The sequence below is a fragment of the Vibrio sp. 10N.286.51.B11 genome (assembly GCF_041469245.1).
Taxonomy (GTDB): domain Bacteria; phylum Pseudomonadota; class Gammaproteobacteria; order Enterobacterales; family Vibrionaceae; genus Vibrio; species Vibrio crassostreae_C.
The window spans coordinates 109,539-127,852 of record NZ_JBFRKI010000028.1 but is presented as its reverse complement, the minus strand read 5'-3'; the positions used below and the strand labels follow the sequence as shown (position 1 = coordinate 127,852).

16 protein-coding genes are annotated in these 18,314 nt (G+C 43.9%); 14 read left to right on the top strand and 2 right to left on the bottom strand.

Annotated features, from left to right (window positions below; all coding sequences use genetic code 11):
• The first annotated feature begins 635 nt into the window (after window positions 1-635).
• The 4 genes from nirB to cobA all read left to right on the top strand — a co-directional run bounded on the left by nirB (window position 636) and on the right by cobA (window position 5,533).
• Complete coding sequence (gene nirB / locus AB4154_RS15010) at window positions 636-3,209, top strand: nitrite reductase large subunit NirB (RefSeq protein WP_017062560.1); 2,574 nt, start codon at window positions 636-638, stop codon at window positions 3,207-3,209.
• 14 nt (window positions 3,210-3,223) lie between these two features.
• Window positions 3,224-3,547, top strand: a complete 324-nt coding sequence (nirD, locus tag AB4154_RS15005; RefSeq protein ID WP_017069123.1) for a nitrite reductase small subunit NirD — start codon at window positions 3,224-3,226, stop codon at window positions 3,545-3,547.
• 116 nt (window positions 3,548-3,663) lie between these two features.
• The gene (locus tag AB4154_RS15000; RefSeq protein WP_017062558.1) at window positions 3,664-4,479 is read left to right on the top strand and encodes a formate/nitrite transporter family protein; all 816 of its coding nucleotides are present in this window, start codon (window positions 3,664-3,666) and stop codon (window positions 4,477-4,479) included.
• 277 nt (window positions 4,480-4,756) lie between these two features.
• Window positions 4,757-5,533, top strand: coding sequence for a uroporphyrinogen-III C-methyltransferase (gene cobA / locus AB4154_RS14995; protein WP_017071487.1), 777 nt, complete (start codon window positions 4,757-4,759; stop codon window positions 5,531-5,533).
• Between the two features lie 51 nt (window positions 5,534-5,584).
• Here cobA and AB4154_RS14990 read toward each other — a convergent pair whose 3' ends face one another.
• On the bottom strand, window positions 5,585-6,082 hold the full coding sequence (locus AB4154_RS14990) for a DUF4174 domain-containing protein (protein WP_372123415.1): 498 nt from the start codon (window positions 6,080-6,082) through the stop codon (window positions 5,585-5,587).
• A 323-nt stretch (window positions 6,083-6,405) separates the two neighbouring features.
• On the opposite strand from AB4154_RS14990, the gene AB4154_RS14985 reads away from it, so the two are divergent.
• From AB4154_RS14985 to AB4154_RS14975, 3 genes are all read left to right on the top strand, one after another.
• On the top strand, window positions 6,406-6,879 hold the full coding sequence (locus tag AB4154_RS14985) for an NYN domain-containing protein (RefSeq protein WP_010429860.1): 474 nt from the start codon (window positions 6,406-6,408) through the stop codon (window positions 6,877-6,879).
• Window positions 6,880-6,959: 80 nt separating this feature from the next.
• Window positions 6,960-7,625 carry a response regulator transcription factor gene (locus AB4154_RS14980; RefSeq protein ID WP_017062555.1) on the top strand — a complete coding sequence of 222 codons (666 nt, stop codon included), beginning with the start codon at window positions 6,960-6,962 and terminating at the stop codon, window positions 7,623-7,625.
• Window positions 7,622-9,007, top strand: coding sequence for a histidine kinase sensor domain-containing protein (locus AB4154_RS14975; RefSeq protein WP_372123412.1), 1,386 nt, complete (start codon window positions 7,622-7,624; stop codon window positions 9,005-9,007). The genes AB4154_RS14980 and AB4154_RS14975 overlap by 4 nt, the downstream gene beginning before the upstream one ends.
• A gap of 184 nt (window positions 9,008-9,191) precedes the next feature.
• Here the strand turns inward: AB4154_RS14975 and AB4154_RS14970 are convergent, their stop codons facing one another.
• Window positions 9,192-10,496 carry a dicarboxylate/amino acid:cation symporter gene (locus tag AB4154_RS14970; protein WP_017062553.1) on the bottom strand — a complete coding sequence of 435 codons (1,305 nt, stop codon included), beginning with the start codon at window positions 10,494-10,496 and terminating at the stop codon, window positions 9,192-9,194.
• Window positions 10,497-11,055: 559 nt separating this feature from the next.
• Here AB4154_RS14970 and AB4154_RS14965 point away from each other — a divergent pair.
• The 7 genes from AB4154_RS14965 to AB4154_RS14935 all read left to right on the top strand — a co-directional run bounded on the left by AB4154_RS14965 (window position 11,056) and on the right by AB4154_RS14935 (window position 18,265).
• Window positions 11,056-13,152: a TonB-dependent siderophore receptor gene (locus AB4154_RS14965; protein WP_372123411.1), complete on the top strand. Its 2,097-nt coding sequence runs from the start codon at window positions 11,056-11,058 to the stop codon at window positions 13,150-13,152.
• 193 nt (window positions 13,153-13,345) lie between these two features.
• Window positions 13,346-14,113 carry a DUF3450 domain-containing protein gene (locus tag AB4154_RS14960; RefSeq protein ID WP_017062550.1) on the top strand — a complete coding sequence of 256 codons (768 nt, stop codon included), beginning with the start codon at window positions 13,346-13,348 and terminating at the stop codon, window positions 14,111-14,113.
• On the top strand, window positions 14,113-15,489 hold the full coding sequence (locus tag AB4154_RS14955) for a MotA/TolQ/ExbB proton channel family protein (RefSeq protein WP_372123410.1): 1,377 nt from the start codon (window positions 14,113-14,115) through the stop codon (window positions 15,487-15,489). Before AB4154_RS14960 ends, AB4154_RS14955 begins: the two co-directional genes overlap by 1 nt.
• Window positions 15,489-16,049 carry a MotA/TolQ/ExbB proton channel family protein gene (locus AB4154_RS14950; RefSeq protein ID WP_010429842.1) on the top strand — a complete coding sequence of 187 codons (561 nt, stop codon included), beginning with the start codon at window positions 15,489-15,491 and terminating at the stop codon, window positions 16,047-16,049. Before AB4154_RS14955 ends, AB4154_RS14950 begins: the two co-directional genes overlap by 1 nt.
• Window positions 16,046-16,450: a biopolymer transporter ExbD gene (locus tag AB4154_RS14945; RefSeq protein WP_004739212.1), complete on the top strand. Its 405-nt coding sequence runs from the start codon at window positions 16,046-16,048 to the stop codon at window positions 16,448-16,450. Before AB4154_RS14950 ends, AB4154_RS14945 begins: the two co-directional genes overlap by 4 nt.
• Window positions 16,451-16,469: 19 nt before the next feature.
• Window positions 16,470-17,090, top strand: a complete 621-nt coding sequence (locus tag AB4154_RS14940; protein ID WP_008219721.1) for an energy transducer TonB — start codon at window positions 16,470-16,472, stop codon at window positions 17,088-17,090.
• The gene (locus AB4154_RS14935) at window positions 17,087-18,265 is read left to right on the top strand and encodes a tetratricopeptide repeat protein (RefSeq protein ID WP_372123409.1); all 1,179 of its coding nucleotides are present in this window, start codon (window positions 17,087-17,089) and stop codon (window positions 18,263-18,265) included. The genes AB4154_RS14940 and AB4154_RS14935 overlap by 4 nt, the downstream gene beginning before the upstream one ends.
• Window positions 18,266-18,314: the final 49 nt, after the last annotated feature.

Sequence of the window (18,314 nt, the reverse complement as noted above, 5' to 3'; positions counted from 1 at the left end):
ACTCCGGGAGGCGCCTCCACTATTCAAAGTTGAAAGGCCAGCAGAAATGCTGGCCTTTTTGCTATCTGAAATTCTAAACCCTCATGCTATGTTCAAACTTCCACGTATGCTCTCTAATCAGTAGCACCACTAGGAACAAGCTATATCAGATCACTTTTGTGCCGGTCTTTTCCTTATGTAAACCTATCATTTGCTAAACAACCAACAGCATCTGTTAACCAATTGCGCCGTTTGTGAGTGGAATGAGTGGGGAATGGAAAAGGGCGACTGTCTTTTGCGTCATTAAATTCTTCATATTTATACATAGTTGCTCATGATCCTGTAACGCTTTCATGAGTTATTACACTTATTATGACCACAAATGAAAATGATTGTCATTTACTTGTGTTACTGCTAACCTATTGTGAAACTTTACAACATCTTATTTACTGCACGAAAGTGTATATAAAACCCCGCTAAACCTTATTAAACCTACGGTTATTCGTTTTCTTCGTATGATAAATCAGCAGATCTACCTCTTTTGTCCTACCCCTTTAGGGTAGTTCGATTTCGTAATTGATTTACATCATATTTTCATTTTCTTTCATAATTCATTATTCGCTCAGTTAAGAAATATATAACCTTCAGGAATTCTTATGAGCAAGATGAAGCTAGTCGTAATCGGTAACGGGATGGTCGGCCATCGCTATATCGAAGATTTAGTCGAGAAGACAGACGTTGCTAACATGGACATCACAGTCTTCTGTGAAGAGCCTCGCGTAGCCTATGATCGTGTACACCTTTCTTCTTACTTTTCACACCATACTGCGGACGAACTTTCTTTAGTTAAAGAAGGCTTCTACGAGAAACACGGCATCAACATGCTGATCGGTGAGCGTGCTATTAACGTTAACCGTGAAAAGAAAACAGTTTACTCAAGTACTGGTCGTGAAATTCAATACGACAAGCTAATCCTTGCTACAGGTTCATACCCATTCGTTCCGCCAATCAAAGGTAACGAAGGTAAAGACTGTTTCGTTTACCGCACAATCGAAGACTTGAAAGCTATCGAAGCAACCGCTAAGAATTCTAAATCTGGTGTGGTTGTTGGTGGTGGTTTGCTTGGTCTTGAAGCTGCAGGCGCACTAAAAGCTCTTGGTGTAACCACGCACGTTGTTGAGTTTGCTCCAAAGCTAATGGCTGAGCAGCTTGACCAAGCGGGTGGTAACCAACTTCGTCAAAAAATCGAACGTATGGGCGTTAACGTACATACAAGTAAGAACACGCTTGAGATTGCTCCTGAAGGCACTGAAGCTCGTAACGTAATGCGCTTTGCAGACGGTACAGAGCTAGAAACTGATTTCATCGTATTCTCTGCTGGTATTCGCCCACAAGACAAACTTGCTCGTCAAATGGGGCTGGGTATTGCACCACGTGGCGGTATCGAGATTAATGATCACTGTCAAACGACAGACAAAGACATCTACGCAATCGGTGAGTGTGCGTCTTGGAACCAAACGTTCTACGGCCTAGTGGCTCCTGGTTACAAAATGGCAACGGTAGCGGTTGACCACGTTGTTGGTAACGAAAGCACATTTGAAGGTGCTGACATGTCTGCGAAGCTTAAGCTTTTGGGCGTGAAAGTAGGCTCTATCGGCGATGCGAACGGTCGTACTCCTGGCTGTAAGAGCTACGTTTACCAAAACGAAGAACAAGAAGTTTACAAGCGTCTAATCGTTTCTGAAGACAACAAGAAGCTGCTTGGTGCAGTAATGGTTGGCGACACGTCTGACTACGGTGATCTTCTACAGCTTATGCTGAACGAAATCGACCTACCAGAACACCCAGATGCATTGATTCTTCCTGCTCATGCTGGTGCTGAAAAGCCAACACTTGGCGCGGATTCTCTTCCTGAGTCTGCTGTTATCTGTTCTTGTTTCGATGTGACTAAAGGCAAGATCGCTCAAGCGGTTGCTGAAGGTCACCACACAATCGGTGATATCAAAGCAGTAACAGGCGCAGGTACTGGTTGTGGTGGTTGTATTCCACTAGTGACTTCAGTACTAAACGCTGAACTTGCTAAAGCTGGTGTTGAAGTGAAGAACGACGTGTGTGAGCACTTTGCATACTCTCGCCAAGAGCTTTTCCACCTAATTCGCATCGAAGAAATCAAAACGTTCGATGAGCTATTAGAGAAATACGGTAAAGGCTACGGCTGTGAAGTATGTAAGCCTCTAGCAGGTTCTATCCTTGCTTCTTGCTGGGGTGAACACATCCTTAAGCCTGAATTAGTGAAGCTGCACGATACCAACGACAACTTCCTAGGTAACATGCAAAAAGACGGTACTTACTCTGTAATCCCTCGTATGGCGGGTGGTGAAGTAACACCTCAAGCACTAAGCGTTCTTGCTGATGTTGCTGCTGAATACAACTTGTACACCAAGATCACAGGTGCACAACGTATCGGCCTATTTGGTGCTCAGAAAGATGACTTACCAGCAATCTGGAAGAAGTTAATCGCTGCAGGTTACGAAACGGGTCAAGCTTACGCAAAAGCACTTCGTATGGCGAAAACATGTGTAGGTTCTACTTGGTGTCGTTACGGCGTTCAAGATTCAGTTGGCCTAGGCGTGATGATCGAGAACCGTTACAAAGGCATCCGTACTCCTCATAAGATGAAGTTTGGTGTGTCTGGCTGTACTCGTGAGTGTGCTGAAGCTCAAGGTAAAGATTTAGGTATTATTGCGACTGACGCAGGTTGGAACATGTATGTATGTGGTAACGGTGGTATGAAACCTCGTCACGCAGACTTACTGGCAAGCGACCTAGACCAAGAAACGCTAATCAAGTACATCGACCGTTTCATGATGTTCTACATCCGCACGGCTGCGCCACTACAACGTACTTCGGTATGGATGGACAACCTAGAAGGTGGTGTTGATTACCTACGTGAAGTGATTGTAGACAACAAGCTTGGTATCAATGACCAACTTGAAACTGACATTGCTGGCCTAGTTGATAACTTCGCTTGTGAATGGACAGATACAATCAACGACGAAGCTCAACTTAAGCGCTTTGCACACTTCATCAATGCTGATGACCGCGATGATAACGTTGTGTTTGTTGAAGATGGTCGTGAACAACACCGTCCTGCGACATTCACTGAGAAACACCCTGAAGCCATTACTTCAAAGCATCAGGGCGACATCATTCACGTAGAATCTGTTTAAGGGGAGACGACATCATGGCATTTACCAAAGTTTGTAAGATCGAAGACATTATCCCAGGTACAGGTGTTTGTGCGTTGGTTGGTGGTGAGCAAGTAGCTGTATTCCGCCCAACGAAAGCTGAAGAAGTATTCGCGATTAGCAACACAGACCCTTACTTCCAGTCAAACGTGTTATCACGTGGCTTGATTGTTGAGCACAAAGAAGAGCTTTGGGTAGCAAGCCCACTTAAGAAGCAACGCTTTAACCTAGCAACAGGTGTGTGCATGGAAGACGAGAACTTCAACGTGAAAGCGTACAAAGCTCGTGTTGCCAAAGGCGCTGTAGAAATCTCTGCTTAATCTTCGGATGAGTAAGATTTGATAGTTCAAGGGTTCTAGTTCTCGATATTGCCTTAACTCGGTAACTAGAGCCTTTTCCTATCCAATTTTAACTTAAACTTTTTAAGGACAACCTTATGTCTCCTGATTACAAACCAGCTGAATTCGTTCAAACGATGATTGATGTGGGTGAAGCGAAAACGAAAACAAGTACTCGCGATCTTCTGATTCGAAGCACTATGGCTGGTATCATCCTTTCTCTAGCGGTTGTTGTTGCTATTACAGCAATGGTTCAAACCGGTATTGGCCTTGTTGGCGCACTTGTGTTCCCAGTTGGCTTCGTCATTCTAAGTGTAATGGGTTATGACCTAGTAACTGGCGTATTCGGCCTTGCACCTTTAGCGAAATTCGACAACCGCCCAGGTATTACTTGGGGTCGTATCCTACGTTGTTGGGGTATTGTTGGTCTTGGTAACCTTATCGGTTCTTTGATTGTTGCTTTCCTTGTTGCAGTATCACTAACGGGTAACTTCTCTTTAGAACCAAACGCTGTTGCTCAAAAGTTCATTGCTGTTTCTACAGGTCGTAGCCTAGGTTTTGAAAACATGGGTATGGACGGATGGATCACGTGTTTCGTACGCGGTATCTTCTGTAACCTTATGGTATGTCTAGGTGTGATTGGCAACATGACTGCACGCACAGTATCTGGCCGTGTAGCAATGATGTGGTTCCCAATCTTCATCTTCTTCGCACTCGTATTTGAGCACACAGTAGTAAACATGTTCCTATTCCCACTGGGTATGATTCTTGGCGCTGACTTCGGTATTGCGACATGGTTGAACTTCAACCTTATCCCAACAATCCTAGGTAACATCGTTGGTGGTCTATTAATGACGTGTGTTCCTCTATACCTAACTCACGCTAAAACTGCGCCTTCTCTAGGTGCTAAGTAATCCTCAGTAGGGTGAAACGTAATTTAGTATGAGATTAAGAGCCCCAACAACATGTTTGGGGCTTTTTTAGTTCGAAAGCCCTTATATCATTGCGCAAATTACTCGCAATAGACTGTTTTGTTATAATTACTTCTATCTTCGTTAGTATTTAGACTGAATATTTATATCAACACCTGATAGTCTAAGGGTTAAGGATTTGGATAAGTCATCATGAATACAGTGACTTATCACATAGATTTAAGCTTGAGATAAAACAAGCAAACCTTCGGAGCGCAGCATGTCAGAAGTATCGTCATCGAATGTTAAAGAAGTAAACAAAGGATTTGTTTCATTGGTAGGTGCAGGTCCGGGCGACCCAGACTTACTTACGCTAAAAGCCGCACGAGTGATTCAACAAGCAGACGTGTTGGTTTATGACCGCTTGGTATCAAAAGATATTTTGGCGATGGCTAATCCAGAAGCAGAAATGCTGTATGTGGGCAAAAAGCTTGATCATCACTGTGTACCGCAAGATCAGATCAACCAACTATTAGTGACCAAAGCTCAAGAGAACAAACACGTAGTGCGTCTAAAAGGTGGTGACTCGTTTATCTTTGGTCGTGGTGGTGAAGAGTGTGAAACGTTAGCTGAGAATGACGTGAGATTTGAAGTGATTCCGGGCATCACAGCTGCTGCCGGAGCAACGGCTTATGCGGGCATTCCGTTGACGCACCGTGATCATGCACAAAGCGTGCAGTTTATTACAGGTCACTTGAAGAAAGATGGCGAAGATATTGACTGGCAATCTCTTGCTCAGCACAACCATACCATCGTGTTTTACATGGGCTTGAAAGAGAGTCCGAACATTCAGAAGAATCTACTCGATAATGGTATGCGAGCTGACATGCCAGTTGCGATCATCGAAAACGGTACACGCCAAGAACAAAAGGTGTTTAGAGGTGGGTTACGTGATTTAGCTGACCTTGCGAGCGTCGCAAAGAGCCCAGCGCTGATTGTTGTAGGCAGCGTGGCTCAGCTCCATGAAAAACTTGCTTGGTTTAACAAACAAGCTTGATCGTTTGACCTTCTAATTGGATCTCTAAGCCACTACTGAGTCCATCAAGAATCAAATACTGCAGCGGCTGCCTTGTCGCTGCATTTCTTGTTGGCGCATCGGCATTTCGTCAATGATATTGGTGATCTGTTTCCAATCTGTTTTGCCACTCCATCGGTGCTTCTCTTTCCCGTCTTTACCAATCAAAACAGCGGTATGTGATCCTTTCGGGATCTCGTAAATACTGGTGACTGCTTCTAAGTTAAACTCTTCTTCTAACCAAGTTGGGACTGTGTAACCACTCTCAGCAATAACCATAATGACGACATCTCGTTCGTCCAATTGACAGTTATTGAGCAACACTTCATTCAGAAACTCTTTAACGATTGAATCTTCCTTTGGAGCGAAATAAATCACACTGCGGTGTGGCAAAGGCTTTGAGTGAGAATAAGCGGGGTAGGCGAGTACTGAATTGATGGTTAAGCTCATGATTATTACCGTGCTGATGGTCAGTAGTTTAAGCAAACTAAACCAGCTACCAGAGTTTGATGGTTGATTTAAAATTTGCATCGCTTTGGTTGTGTCGATGCTTACGATCGAATTGTGTGTTTGTCGGTGCAGCATTGCCAACCTCCCTTTAAAAACTCTAAGCCTGAGTACGATTTGAACGCTACGTAAAGAAGAAGGTGAAGATCAGAACCACCTAAGAAACGCTCAAAACAAATCCACTTACAATAAGCATAGTTAGGATTACGTAAAGACACTTAGCTTTACGCTAAAGATATTAGATTTACGTTAACGATAGCTGGCAGGTTCATTTTTATTGAGTAAAGCGACTCGCATTTTACAATTGAATAGAATAGGGTATACGGAAAATCTAAAGGTATGAATTTATGGAAAACATAGCAATTTTGGTCGACGTTCAGAACGTTTACTACACGACGCGCGACAAATACCGTTCTAACTTCGACTATAACCAGTTTTGGTATGTTGCCACGGAAGGGCGTAACGTTATTGCAGCTAATGCTTACGCAATCTCAAGCCAAGATCCAAAGCAGCGTCAATTTCATCATATCCTTCGTGGTGTGGGCTTTAATGTGAAGTTAAAGCCGTTTATTCAGCGTCGAGATGGCAGTGCAAAAGGCGATTGGGATGTGGGTATTGCGTTAGACGCGATAGAACTTGCTGAGACGGTTGATACGATTGTTTTGGTATCAGGAGACGGTGATTTCGAAATCCTTGTAGAGCGAATCAAAGAGCGCTTTGGCAAGCCTGTTGAAGTGTATGGTGTTCCCGGGTTAACTGCTCAAAATCTTATCGATTCTGCATCAAAATTTGTACCGATTGAAAAAGATTTTCTTCTATAGAGGAAATCGGGCACTTTATAATTGAAATCAATAATAACGATAATTAGAATGCAAACAGTTCTTATTTATCGGTATGTGTAATGTCTCGCGTTTTAGTTGTTGATGATGATATTCAGTTGTGTGAATTACTGGGTGAAGTGTTAGAAAATGAGGGGTATCACGTTGATACTGTTCATTGCGGTGAATCCGCGCTCGAGTTTATTCAATCTCACCCTGTCGATTTGGTTCTACTCGATGTAATGCTTCCGAACCTAAGCGGCATTCAAGTAGCAAGACGTATTTGTCAGCGTTTTGCTACTCCCATTCTTATGCTAACCGCGCTTAACGACGATGCCTCAATGCTCGATGGCTACCAAGCAGGCGCCGACCAGTACATCGCTAAACCTTTCAATGTTCCTGAACTCTTAACCCGTATTAAGGTGATCTTGCGCCGAGTGGGTTTTGAACGCCAAAGACAATCTTTAGCTTCCTCTAATCACGGCTTGTGTGAACAACTCTCTCGTTTGCCATTAACTGGCACTGAAAAAGACTTGCTTGATTATTTGGTCAAAAATGACGGTATTGTCGTCTCAAAATCTGATCTGCAAATCCATGTACTCAAGAAAGAATTGTGTCCCTTCGATCGTAATTTAGATATGCATATCAGCAATATACGTAGAAAGCTCGTTCAGGCAGGTTTGTCTAAACAACATATAAAAACCGTTCGTGGTAAAGGTTACAGTTACCTAGAGTCGGTCGGAGCATGAGTAAAAAACTGCTGCGTTGCCCTGATTTTATTGCTAAGCGTAAAGAGGGACTCACTTTCCAACTGTTTAGTTACCTGACCGTCATTTTGGTGAGTATTTTGATTCTGCAAGGTGTCGCAGAAAGAGCCTTGATGAAAGCGCTGCTTAAAGTGCCAGAATCGGTTAAAGCGGAGATGCTCGACCTTGCTTACCAAGCGAATGTGTTGATTGAAGAAGGGGACATGGATGAACTCGCGGACTGGGGTAATGCTCAGCAGTATTATCTGTTCGTCATCGACAAAGACAATCGTCCGATCACACATCGTCACATGCACCCACATTTTGAATTTAAGCTCAAATACTTAAGAACGTTAGATCACCAACTTAGTGATCGTGTGAGTAAGCCGATCTTCGGCCTACCACTGGATAACGGTAAAACACTGGTTATCCAACTACCGCACCAGTTTCATCCCGCAAAATCTTTTGCGCCATATTCCTATATGCTTAAAGCATTGATTGCATTGGTCGTATTGTCTCTGTTCTCGATTATCATGGCCAAAAGCCTTCAGCAACCGTTGGATAGATTGAGAGAAGCGAGCCGCAGACTGGCTCAAGGTGACTTCACGGTCAGTGTGGTGTCGGAGTTGAACTCCACCACGCGTGAATTCAACGAGCTTGCACACGATTTTGATTATATGACCTTTGAGATTAAATCTCTGGCTGAAAAGCAACGTTGTTTGATTCGTGATGTCTCACACGAGTTAAGAACACCATTAGCAAGGCAAAACCTCGCACTACACCTGCTGCGCAGCAAGGTTGATGATAAAAGCATTGGTTTGCTAGAACGAATGGAAAATGAAACAGAAGAGATGAATAAGCTGGTGGGTGAGATACTTGAATTTAGCCGCTTAGAAACCTCTCGCTATGACTCCAAGTTAAGTTTAATGCACCTTGAGCACTATTGTTCAATGTTGATCGCGCAGATGCAAAACGATTTAAAACCGAATCAAACTTTGATTGGTTCCCTAGAGACGCCGATATCAATGGTGAACGTTGATGAGAGGCTACTGCTTCGAGTCATTGGTAACTTGGTCGGGAATGCCATTAAATACGCGGGTGAGAACGCTCATGTGGTCGTGACGACATACGAACAGGTAATGGATAGACGTTACAGTGTAATATCTGTAGAAGATGACGGTGATGGTATTCCTGATAACAAGATTGCAGGTATATTCGCCCCGTTTACTCGTATTGAATCAGCAAGAGACAAACGGTCTGGTGGCTACGGTCTGGGCCTTGCGATTGTTAAAGAAGCGATGGGTGTGATGAATGGACATGTAACTGCTGAGAATAGAGAAGGTGGGGGGCTGAGAGTGAACTTGATGTTCCCAATCGGTGATTAGCTTTCCCTATTGATAATTACCTTAAATTGATAACTGTCCCAACTCAGTAGTACTGACTTAAGCGATACCCAATAAAAACGCCACTGCATCTGCAGTGGCGTTTTTCTTTATGCGCTTTGGTATGGGCTAGGCGTAGCCATTAATTACGCCTGAGCTTGAAGACAAGAGCATAAGATAAGCGAGACTATGCCTGTTGGCGAGCTAGCTTAACTTCTTCTTCTTTTTCACCTGCTGCTGGGTCGTTGAAGCGAGACTCGTCTAGAGCGCCTTCAGACTTAGCAACGATGATAGATACGGCACTATCACCTGTGATGTTTACAGCGGTACGAATCATATCAAGAAGGCGGTCAACACCCATGATTAGAGCAATACCTTCAAGCGGCAGGCCAACTTGGTTCAATACCATCGCTAGCATAACAAGACCAACACCAGGGACACCTGCAGTACCAACAGACGCCAGTGTCGCCGTTAGGATAACCATTAGGTAATCACCCATTGAAAGGTCGATGTTGTACGCTTGCGCGATAAACGCCGTCGCAACACCTTGCATGATTGCAGTGCCGTCCATGTTCACAGTTGCACCTAGTGGTACTGTGAAAGAAGCGACTTTGTTGTCTACGCCCATACGGTTCTTAGCCGTTTCCATAGTTACTGGAATTGTTGCGTTCGAAGATGCTGTTGAGAATGCAAACATGATTGCATCTTCCATCTTACGTAGGAACGTAATCGGACTAAGACCTGTGAATCCTTTAAGCATCGCACTGTAAGTCACCAAGCCATGCAACAGCAGGGTACCAGCAAGCACTAAGAAGTATTCTGCTAGGTTCCAAATTGCACCTAAGCCAAGGCCAGAGAACAGTTTCGCCATCAAGAAGAATACGCCGTAAGGAGCAAGGTTCATTAGTAGCGCAACTAGCTTCATGATCACTTCGTTTAGATCAGAGAAAACTGCAGCGATACGTTCACCGGGTTTGCCCGCTGCACTGATTGCGATACCAAACAACACTGCAAATACGATAACTTGTAACGTTTTGCCCTCAGCCATCGCCTGAATAGGGTTGGTTGGGAACATGTCGATGATTACTTGGCCCAGAGAAGGGGCATCCGCTGATTTGAAAGAGCTCGCAGCAGTAAGATCCGCACCAGCTCCAGGTTGGAACAGGTTACCGATAGTTAATGCTAGAGTGATGGCAACGGCAGTAGTACCGATATAAAGTGCAAGCGTTTTGCCACCCATACGGCCAAGAGTTGATAAGTCTTTAAGAGAACTTGTACCGCACACTAGTGAAACGAAGACTAGAGGCACAACAAGCATTTTTAAACTGGCGACAAAGATTTGTCCGCCCACTTCAAAGAGTCCGTTAACGATGTAGTTGTTAACAAATCCGTTGTCTGCAAAAAGGGATTGAATGGCGAATCCCGTTAATATACCTACGACCATACCGAGGATTACTCGACCAGTCAGAGACATAGGTTTCTTGGTATTCATTTAGAACACTCCTTATTATTTATAACTTTGATACCTTTTCAAAGTGAGCAGGAGATTAGCAGTCGGATAATCAATTCGAAAAACAAAAAATGAGTTTGGAATTATAGATGTGATCAAAATCACTGATAATTGTGTAAATTAAACAAATAAAAACAAAATAATTCACTATTAATTTACATCTATCGAGGGTTTTATACATAAATTTGTCGTTTCAAAGGTAGTAAATAAGAAGAGATGATTTTCTTATCAATCTTCACGTCTTCAATTGACTGAACAAATACCGTTGTTTCAAAAAATTCGGTGAAGATAACCAGTCGATTTACGTCCATGAGCGTTAACTATTTGTATTGAATGGTTTTGTTGAACTCCTCAAATATGACTCACCGACAGGCCTTTACAAAACTTTACGAATGCAAAGAATGTAAATTTAATGCAAATGGTAATGGTTATCACTTATATTCACTCCCGAAATAATTCAGTGGTACCGGCAACGGTTCAGCGAACACATCGAATAAATAACAAAGTGTTCGTCTAAAAGAATAAAAGCGGAGTAAAGGACATGTTTTCAAAGAGCCCATTGGCTTTAGTGATCGGCGCAGTATTAGCTTCACCAGCAGTATTGGCAGAAACAGTAAAAACAGACGAGCATATGGTTGTTGAAGGTCGTGACTACGGTTATAAAGCCGACACGAACACAACAGCAATGCGCATGGAGGCGACTCAATTAGAGACTCCGGGACAAGTTTTAGTAATCGATGAGCAAATCATCGATGAACAGCGTGCAACAACGCTTGGTGACGTGCTTAAGAATGACGCGAGTGTAAGTGCTGGCGGTACAAGCCGTAACCGTGAACGTTTCTCTCTACGTGGTTTCTCGGTAGAAAGCTCTTCGGGCTTCCTTAAAAATGGCCAGCAACATTGGTCTCACTACCGTCAACCAATCGAACTGCTAGAGCGTGTTGAAGTACTAAAAGGACCTTCTGGTCTTCTTTACGGTATTTCTGCACCAGGTGGTTTGATCAACATGGTAAGCAAAAAGCCAACTTACGATACGCAAGTAAGTGTTAGCCAAGATATTGGTTCTAATGACCATTCTCGTACAACGGTAGACGTAAGTGGCGCTTTGAACGACGCTGAAACTCTACGTGGTCGCGCGATTCTATCTAAAGAAAGCTACGGCTCTTGGAGAACTTATGGTGACGGAACTGAACCACAAACAGAACGTTTTGTTGGTGGTGTATTCGTTGATTACGATGTAACTGAAGACGTAATGGTTTCTGTTCACTACGATAAGACCAACGACGAAGGCAGCGTAGATTCTGGTGCACTATACACACTAGACGGCAACCGAGTGGGTAGCGACAAGCATATCTGGGATGCGCAGTGGTCACAGATTGAAAACGATGTTGAGAACGTAGGTTTTGATATTGCTGCTAACCTGACTGACACATGGTCTTTAAAAACAGGTTTCAATTACCAAGATTTCGAACGTATTGATATGGAAAGCTACCCAAGCTTTTCAAACATGAATCCTGATGGTACAGGAACCGTGACTCAAGGTGGCAACTACCGTCATGACAAATGGCGTTTCAGAACAGCTTATGTCGATCTAACAACAACCGCTGATCTTGCTGGCACAGAGCACCAACTATTATTCGGCGCTAACTGGTTAGGTTACAGCTATTACCGTGGTATGGATCGTTTCAGCAGCGGCGAATACGCGCCAGATGCAACGGTACCAGCACCGTCAGTGGGTCCAACATCGCTAGGCAAGATGAGCACTTACGATACTTGGGGTTTCTACATTCAAGATCTGATTACTATCAATGACGAATGGCAAGTTCTTGCGGGCGCTCGTTTCGACCGTAAAGTAAGTGATGGCGTTGCAGAAGAAAACGTAGCACCTAAGCTTGGCGTGATTTACCACCCGGCATCAAACGGTAGTATCTACGCTTCTTACTCTGAAAGTTTCGAACCACAAGGTGTTGTGTCTAGCGGAAGCCGCAACTACACCAACGATGGCGAACTTCTTGTCGCAGCAACGGGCGTGTCTTACGAAGTCGGTACTAAGTGGGAACTGATGGACGAACGTCTATTCGTTTCTGGTGCGGTATTCGATATTACCCAAGAAAACATTTCAATGGATGTAGAAGACACTTCATCAGGCGATTGGACGAAGACACAAGGTGGCGAACAAGTTCACCGTGGTGCTGAGCTAGCCGCACAAGGCTTTATTTCAGAGCGCTTCTCAATGTCTGGTTCTGCAATGTACTTAGATGCTGAAATCACGAACCATGAAACATATGAAGGTAACCGTCCAGTAGACGTACCTGAGTTTGCAGCAAGCGTTTGGTCTACCTATGCAGCAACAAACGAAGTTGATGTGAACCTGGGTCTTATCTACGAAGGTTCTCGTTACGGCGATAGCGCGAACACATTCAAGAAAGACGGCTACGCACGTGTAGATATGGGTGCTGCATACACGCTTAAGTACGACGATTCTCTTGATTTCGTAGCGCGTCTAACAGTCGAGAACGTATTTGATAAAGAATACCTAGCGGGTGGCGGTTCAACATCTTCAAACCACCAATTTGCTGAAGACGTAGTAATCGGCGAAGGCCGTAACTACATGGCGACTTTACAGGTAAAATACTAATTTGTTAGTAGGGTACTATTGTTAGCCTAAATACTAAGGGGAAAGTTTCGGCTTTCTCCTTTCGTGATTCTGCTATTCAGTAAAATATCCCTAGTAATGCGAGTGACTTTTAATGATAATGAGAGTGCTTATCAATAATAGTATTTATCAATAAAATGTATTTGACCTTCTTCTATAGTAAATGACTACAATTATGAATCTTTTAAAAACTAGCCTAGCGCTTGCCATCAGTTTGGTTGCAACGTCTTCTATGGCAAACAGCTTGGATCAAGCTCAATCAATTCAAAACAAGACCAATAACGCGTCGGCTTCGAGCCAAAAGGTTATTGATAAAAGCTCACAAGCGACTTTAATGCTGCAAGCTGAGATTGAGCGTCTGCAAGAAGAAGTTAAAAACCTAGAAATCTATCACGATCACCTTGCTGCATTAGTTGAGAGCCAAAACCAAGAAGCTCAAAGCATTGAAGAGCAGATCGAAGAAATCAAATACACACGCCAAGGTGTTGTGCCATTGATGTATCAAATGATCGATGGTCTTGAACAGTTGGTAGAGAAAGACGTGCCGATTAAGAAAGAACAGCGTCTAGAAAGAGTAGAAAAGCTACAAGCAATGATGACTCGTGCTGATGTGAGTGATGCTGAGAAGTATCGTCGTATCCTGGAAGCTTACCAAATCGAGATGGACTACGGCATCAAGCTCGGTGCTTACCAAGGCCGCGTTGCATTGAGCAACGACAGAACGATTGAAGCTGACGTGTTGCACCTGGGTCGTATCTCTTTGGTGGCTCGTAACCTAAATGGCAGCCAATATTGGTCTTGGAATCAAACACAAAATCAGTGGCAAGAGCTAGATTCTTCAATGAAATCTGAGCTAGATAAAGCTTACGACATTGCAAGCCAACAAGCGGCGCCAAGCCTAATTACTTTACCTGTTTCTTTAACTGTTGCGGAGGTTAAGTAATGAACTTAAAGCCATTAGCAGCATTGCTTTGCATTACATCACTTTCATTTTCAGCTTTCTCTGCATCAGATACGACGGCTCAGCTAGTTAATAAAGCAAAATCAGAGAGTCGAACTCAAGCTTCTCACAACGTAGTGCGTGAAGCTGATTTCAAAAAGACAGAACAAGAACTGAAAGCGATCAAAGCTCAGCTTGAAGCGAAGCGTACGTCTATCCAAGGTGCGACAGATGTTCTGACTCAAACGTTCAGTGATAACGAAAACAAGCTTGCTCGCTTAGAAGAGAAGCTGCGTTTAGAAACCGGTAGCTTAGGCGAGCTGTTCGGTGTCGTTCGTCAAAACGCAAAAGAACTCGGCGCAGAGCTTAGCTCAACCGTGAATAGTGTTGATCGTGCTGAACACACTGCAACTGTTGATCAAATCATTGATGCTAAATCACTGCCTTCAATGCCACAGCTGACCGGTTTGTGGATGAGCATGGTTGAACAGATCCAAGCGAGCTCTGAGCTTAGCAAATCTCAAATTGCATTCATTAATGGTGAAGGCAATACAAACAAGGTTGACGCTTACCGACTAGGTTCGATTGGTCTTGTGACAGAGCAAGGCTATGTTAACTGGAACACTCAGCGTGAAGATGCGATCGCTTACCTTAAGCAACCACAAAATGGTCCAACGTTAGCGTCACTTTCTTCGTTAGCGAATGGTGAAGTATCTAACGTGGTTGTCGATCCTTCTCGCGGGTTTATGCTAGAGCAATTAGCACTTACGCCAAGTTTAACTGACCGTCTACAAGCGGGTGGTGTGGTTGGTAAAGTGATTCTTGGCCTACTAGCTATTGGTCTAATCATCGCATTAGTTCGTGGTGTCTCTCTTGCTATCGCACGCCAGAAAATTCGCGCGCAACTTAAGAACCCTGAGCAAGCGGGTGATAACCCACTAGGTCGTGTTCTTGCGATGTACAACAAGGAACAAAACCAAACGGTTGAAGCGTTAGAGTTGCGACTTTTAGAAGCGGTAGTTGATGAGCAGACTCACCTAGAGAAAGGTCTATCGATGCTTAAGCTATTGGCGGCACTAGCACCAATGTTGGGCCTTTTAGGTACAGTAACCGGCATGATCGAAACATTCCAAGTGATCACTCAGTTTGGTAATGGCGACCCTAAAGTTATGGCGGGTGGTATCTCGATGGCGCTTGTAACTACGGTACTTGGTCTGGTTGCGGCAATGCCTCTTCTACTGGCACACAACATTCTTAGCACTCAAGCAGAAAACATTCGCAATATTCTTGAGAAGCAAGGTATTGGTCTTGTTGCTGAGCAGGCTGAAAAGACCTTTGAATCAAACGCTGTTGTTTCACCAGTTGGGACTGCTGCGTAATGGATATTTTGTCGGGTTCTCTATTACCAGCGAGTTGGTTAACGAGTGACTGGCTGCTGTCTTTATCAAGCTTTATGGAGCAGGGCGGTTTCGTCCTGTGGTGGCTAGCGGCTGTCGTCCTAGTGTATTGGGTGCTTGTGGTAGAACGTGTGCTTTATCTTGCGTTCTACTTTCCTAAGCAACGCCAAGCTTGGATAGCGAAATGGCATGAAAGAGAAGATCACTCTTCTTGGCATGCCAAAGCCATTCGTGAAGGTTGGTTAGGGCAAGCGAGTATCTTGCTTAACCAAAACTTGAATTTTATTAAGCTGTTAGTCGCTATTTGCCCGATGTTGGGCTTGCTAGGCACTGTAACCGGTATGATCTCTGTTTTTGATGTTATGGCGACACAAGGCAGCAGTGACCCTAAATTGATGGCTTCAGGTATCTCGTTAGCAACACTGCCAACCATGGCAGGCATGGTTGCAGCGTTAGCGGGCATGTTCGTTCACGCTCGCTTAGCGAAAGTATGTAACCGCTTAGAATTGAAATTAGAAAAATCTTTAAGGAGTCAACGATGAGACTCGGTCGACGTCATTCTAAAAACGAAGAGGCTCAAATAGACCTTACTTCGATGCTTGATATTGTCTTTATCATGCTTATTTTCTTTATTGTGACCAGTTCATTTGTTCGTGAGTCAGGGGTGGAAGTCAATCGCCCACAAGCTTCTAACGTAGTAAGCCAAAAGGATGCAGGCATCTTTGTTGCGATTACTTCTGCAAACGACATTTTCATCGACAAGCGTGTCGTAGATGTTGAACGTGTCCAAGCGACGTTAGAGCACTTGTTGCTAGAACAACCTGATGCTTCTTTGGTTATTCAAGCGGATGAACACGCTTACAACGGTACTGTTGTTAAAGTGATGGATGCCGCGAAAGGTGCAGGTGTTAAAAACATTGCGCTTGCTGCTGATAAGCGATGATCTTGGAGGATCTTCATAAATGATTCGCCTATTTCTTGCTTTACCGCTAGCGGGCGCGTTGGGCTTAGCGCTGTTTTCTTTCATGGCTTGGATGGTCGATAATGGCCACCAACGTTCACCAGACGATAGCGAGACGTTAAGTTTCAACATGGTAATGGTGGAACAAGAACAAGAAGTTCAAAGAAGACAACGTGCAGTCCCTGAAAAACCAGAAATGCCAGAGCCGCCACCGGAAGCGCAAACGTCTCAGTCACAAGCTGAAGTTACGCCTCTGAATTCGATGTCTTCTTTGCCTTCATTGGATTTGAACACATCCATTGATGGCTTAGCGATTAACGCACCGACATTCTCTGATTTTGGGTCAAACCAACAAGCAATGCCTTTGTATCGAGTAGAGCCTCGTTATCCAGCGAAAGCGCTTAAGCGTGGAGCTGAAGGCCATGTGATTATGTCTTTTACTATCGATGAAACGGGACGTCCAATTGACATTCAAGTCACTGACGCAAACCCACGTCGTATGTTTGAACGTGAAGCGATGAGAGCACTTAAAAAATGGAAATATCAACCGAAAGTCGTCGATGGAAAAGCGATAGCTCAGGTTGGTCAAACCGTGAAACTAGAGTTTAAGTTGGCAAAATGATGAAACATATATGGATATTAGTGGGCTTGTTGTTAATGCCCCTTACAACACAGGCACAAGAGCTAACCCAATATACTGCTATTCGTGTTCAAAAGGCGCATAAGCTTGCTCAAGATGAACAGGTTAAACAGGCCATTGACGTACTAGCAGGTTTAGAGCTTTCTAAGGGCTACGACAAAGCGTACGTAGCTCGTATGCTAGGTGTTTTTTACTGGCAAGATGGCAAAACTGACGCGGCGATTAAGCAGCTCACTTATGCCGTCGATACGAATTTGTTAGTCGATGAGCAAGCTTGGATAACGAAGCGTATGCTGGCTGATTTGTTGTTGAACGATCAGCAGTTTAAAAACGCGCTTCCGCACTACTACGAGTTAGTGAAAACAGCGCCTGAAAAGGAAAAGAAAGACACGCTTTGGATGCGAATTGCACAAGCTGAATACCAAATTGAAAACTGGTCGAAAGTCCTAGTGGCCATCGGTAATCACGACAAGTTCAATTCAAAACCAGAGTTATCACCTCTATCGCTAAAACTGGGCGCACAGCTTCAGTTAAAGCAGTGGAAACAGTCGATTCCTACACTGGAAAGCTTGATTGAACTTCAACCCGAGAAAGATAACTGGTGGCGTCAACTGGTTGGTATTCAACTTAGGTTAGATCGTAATCGTGATGCATTGAACACGTTAGCACTGGCTGATCTACAAGGTGTTGAGCTGAAGAACTCAGATCGCCGCTTGTTAGCGCAGCTTTACGCGAAACGTGGCATTCCAGAGCGCGCAGCACAAGAAATTAGTAAGTTAGATGATGCGAACAGCGATGTTCAACTCCTGGCTGAGCAAGCAACCTACTGGCAGTTAGCGAAAGAGTGGGACAGTGCTATTGAAGTATGGACGTTAGCGTCTAAAAAGGACACGCAATATCATTGGAATGTGGCTCAATTACTGGTTCAGCAAGGTTACTACGATCGTGCTCTGGTTGTTTTGGATAAAGTGAAAGACAAGAACAAGCAAGCTGATGTTGCTTTAGCGAAAGTACGTTCATGGTACAAGCTAAAGAATCTTGATAATGCTCTTGCTCAAGCGAAACGTGCGAACAACATTGAGCCTTCTTCTGAGGCAAAAGGTTGGATTAAATATCTGACTCAGCTAAGAACAGTGAGTGATAACGGCAACGTCTAACTGCGAATAGCACAACAGAAGACAAGAGAAAGTAATATAGAGAAAAGGG

Excerpts from the sequence above, each read along its gene's own strand:
- AB4154_RS14965 (WP_372123411.1), top strand. The coding sequence starts at position 11,056 with ATGTTTTCAAAGAGCCCATTGGCTTTAGTGATCGGCGCAGTATTAGCT.
- AB4154_RS15000 (WP_017062558.1), top strand. The coding sequence starts at position 3,664 with ATGTCTCCTGATTACAAACCAGCTGAATTCGTTCAAACGATGATTGAT.
- AB4154_RS14990 (WP_372123415.1), bottom strand. The coding sequence starts at position 6,082 with ATGCAAATTTTAAATCAACCATCAAACTCTGGTAGCTGGTTTAGTTTG.
- AB4154_RS14970 (WP_017062553.1), bottom strand. The coding sequence starts at position 10,496 with ATGAATACCAAGAAACCTATGTCTCTGACTGGTCGAGTAATCCTCGGT.
- cobA (WP_017071487.1), top strand. The coding sequence starts at position 4,757 with ATGTCAGAAGTATCGTCATCGAATGTTAAAGAAGTAAACAAAGGATTT.
- AB4154_RS14985 (WP_010429860.1), top strand. The coding sequence starts at position 6,406 with ATGGAAAACATAGCAATTTTGGTCGACGTTCAGAACGTTTACTACACG.
- AB4154_RS14960 (WP_017062550.1), top strand. The coding sequence starts at position 13,346 with ATGAATCTTTTAAAAACTAGCCTAGCGCTTGCCATCAGTTTGGTTGCA.
- AB4154_RS14940 (WP_008219721.1), top strand. The coding sequence starts at position 16,470 with ATGATTCGCCTATTTCTTGCTTTACCGCTAGCGGGCGCGTTGGGCTTA.
- nirD (WP_017069123.1), top strand. The coding sequence starts at position 3,224 with ATGGCATTTACCAAAGTTTGTAAGATCGAAGACATTATCCCAGGTACA.
- AB4154_RS14945 (WP_004739212.1), top strand. The coding sequence starts at position 16,046 with ATGAGACTCGGTCGACGTCATTCTAAAAACGAAGAGGCTCAAATAGAC.
- AB4154_RS14980 (WP_017062555.1), top strand. The coding sequence starts at position 6,960 with ATGTCTCGCGTTTTAGTTGTTGATGATGATATTCAGTTGTGTGAATTA.
- nirB (WP_017062560.1), top strand. The coding sequence starts at position 636 with ATGAGCAAGATGAAGCTAGTCGTAATCGGTAACGGGATGGTCGGCCAT.
- AB4154_RS14975 (WP_372123412.1), top strand. The coding sequence starts at position 7,622 with ATGAGTAAAAAACTGCTGCGTTGCCCTGATTTTATTGCTAAGCGTAAA.
- AB4154_RS14955 (WP_372123410.1), top strand. The coding sequence starts at position 14,113 with ATGAACTTAAAGCCATTAGCAGCATTGCTTTGCATTACATCACTTTCA.
- AB4154_RS14935 (WP_372123409.1), top strand. The coding sequence starts at position 17,087 with ATGATGAAACATATATGGATATTAGTGGGCTTGTTGTTAATGCCCCTT.
- AB4154_RS14950 (WP_010429842.1), top strand. The coding sequence starts at position 15,489 with ATGGATATTTTGTCGGGTTCTCTATTACCAGCGAGTTGGTTAACGAGT.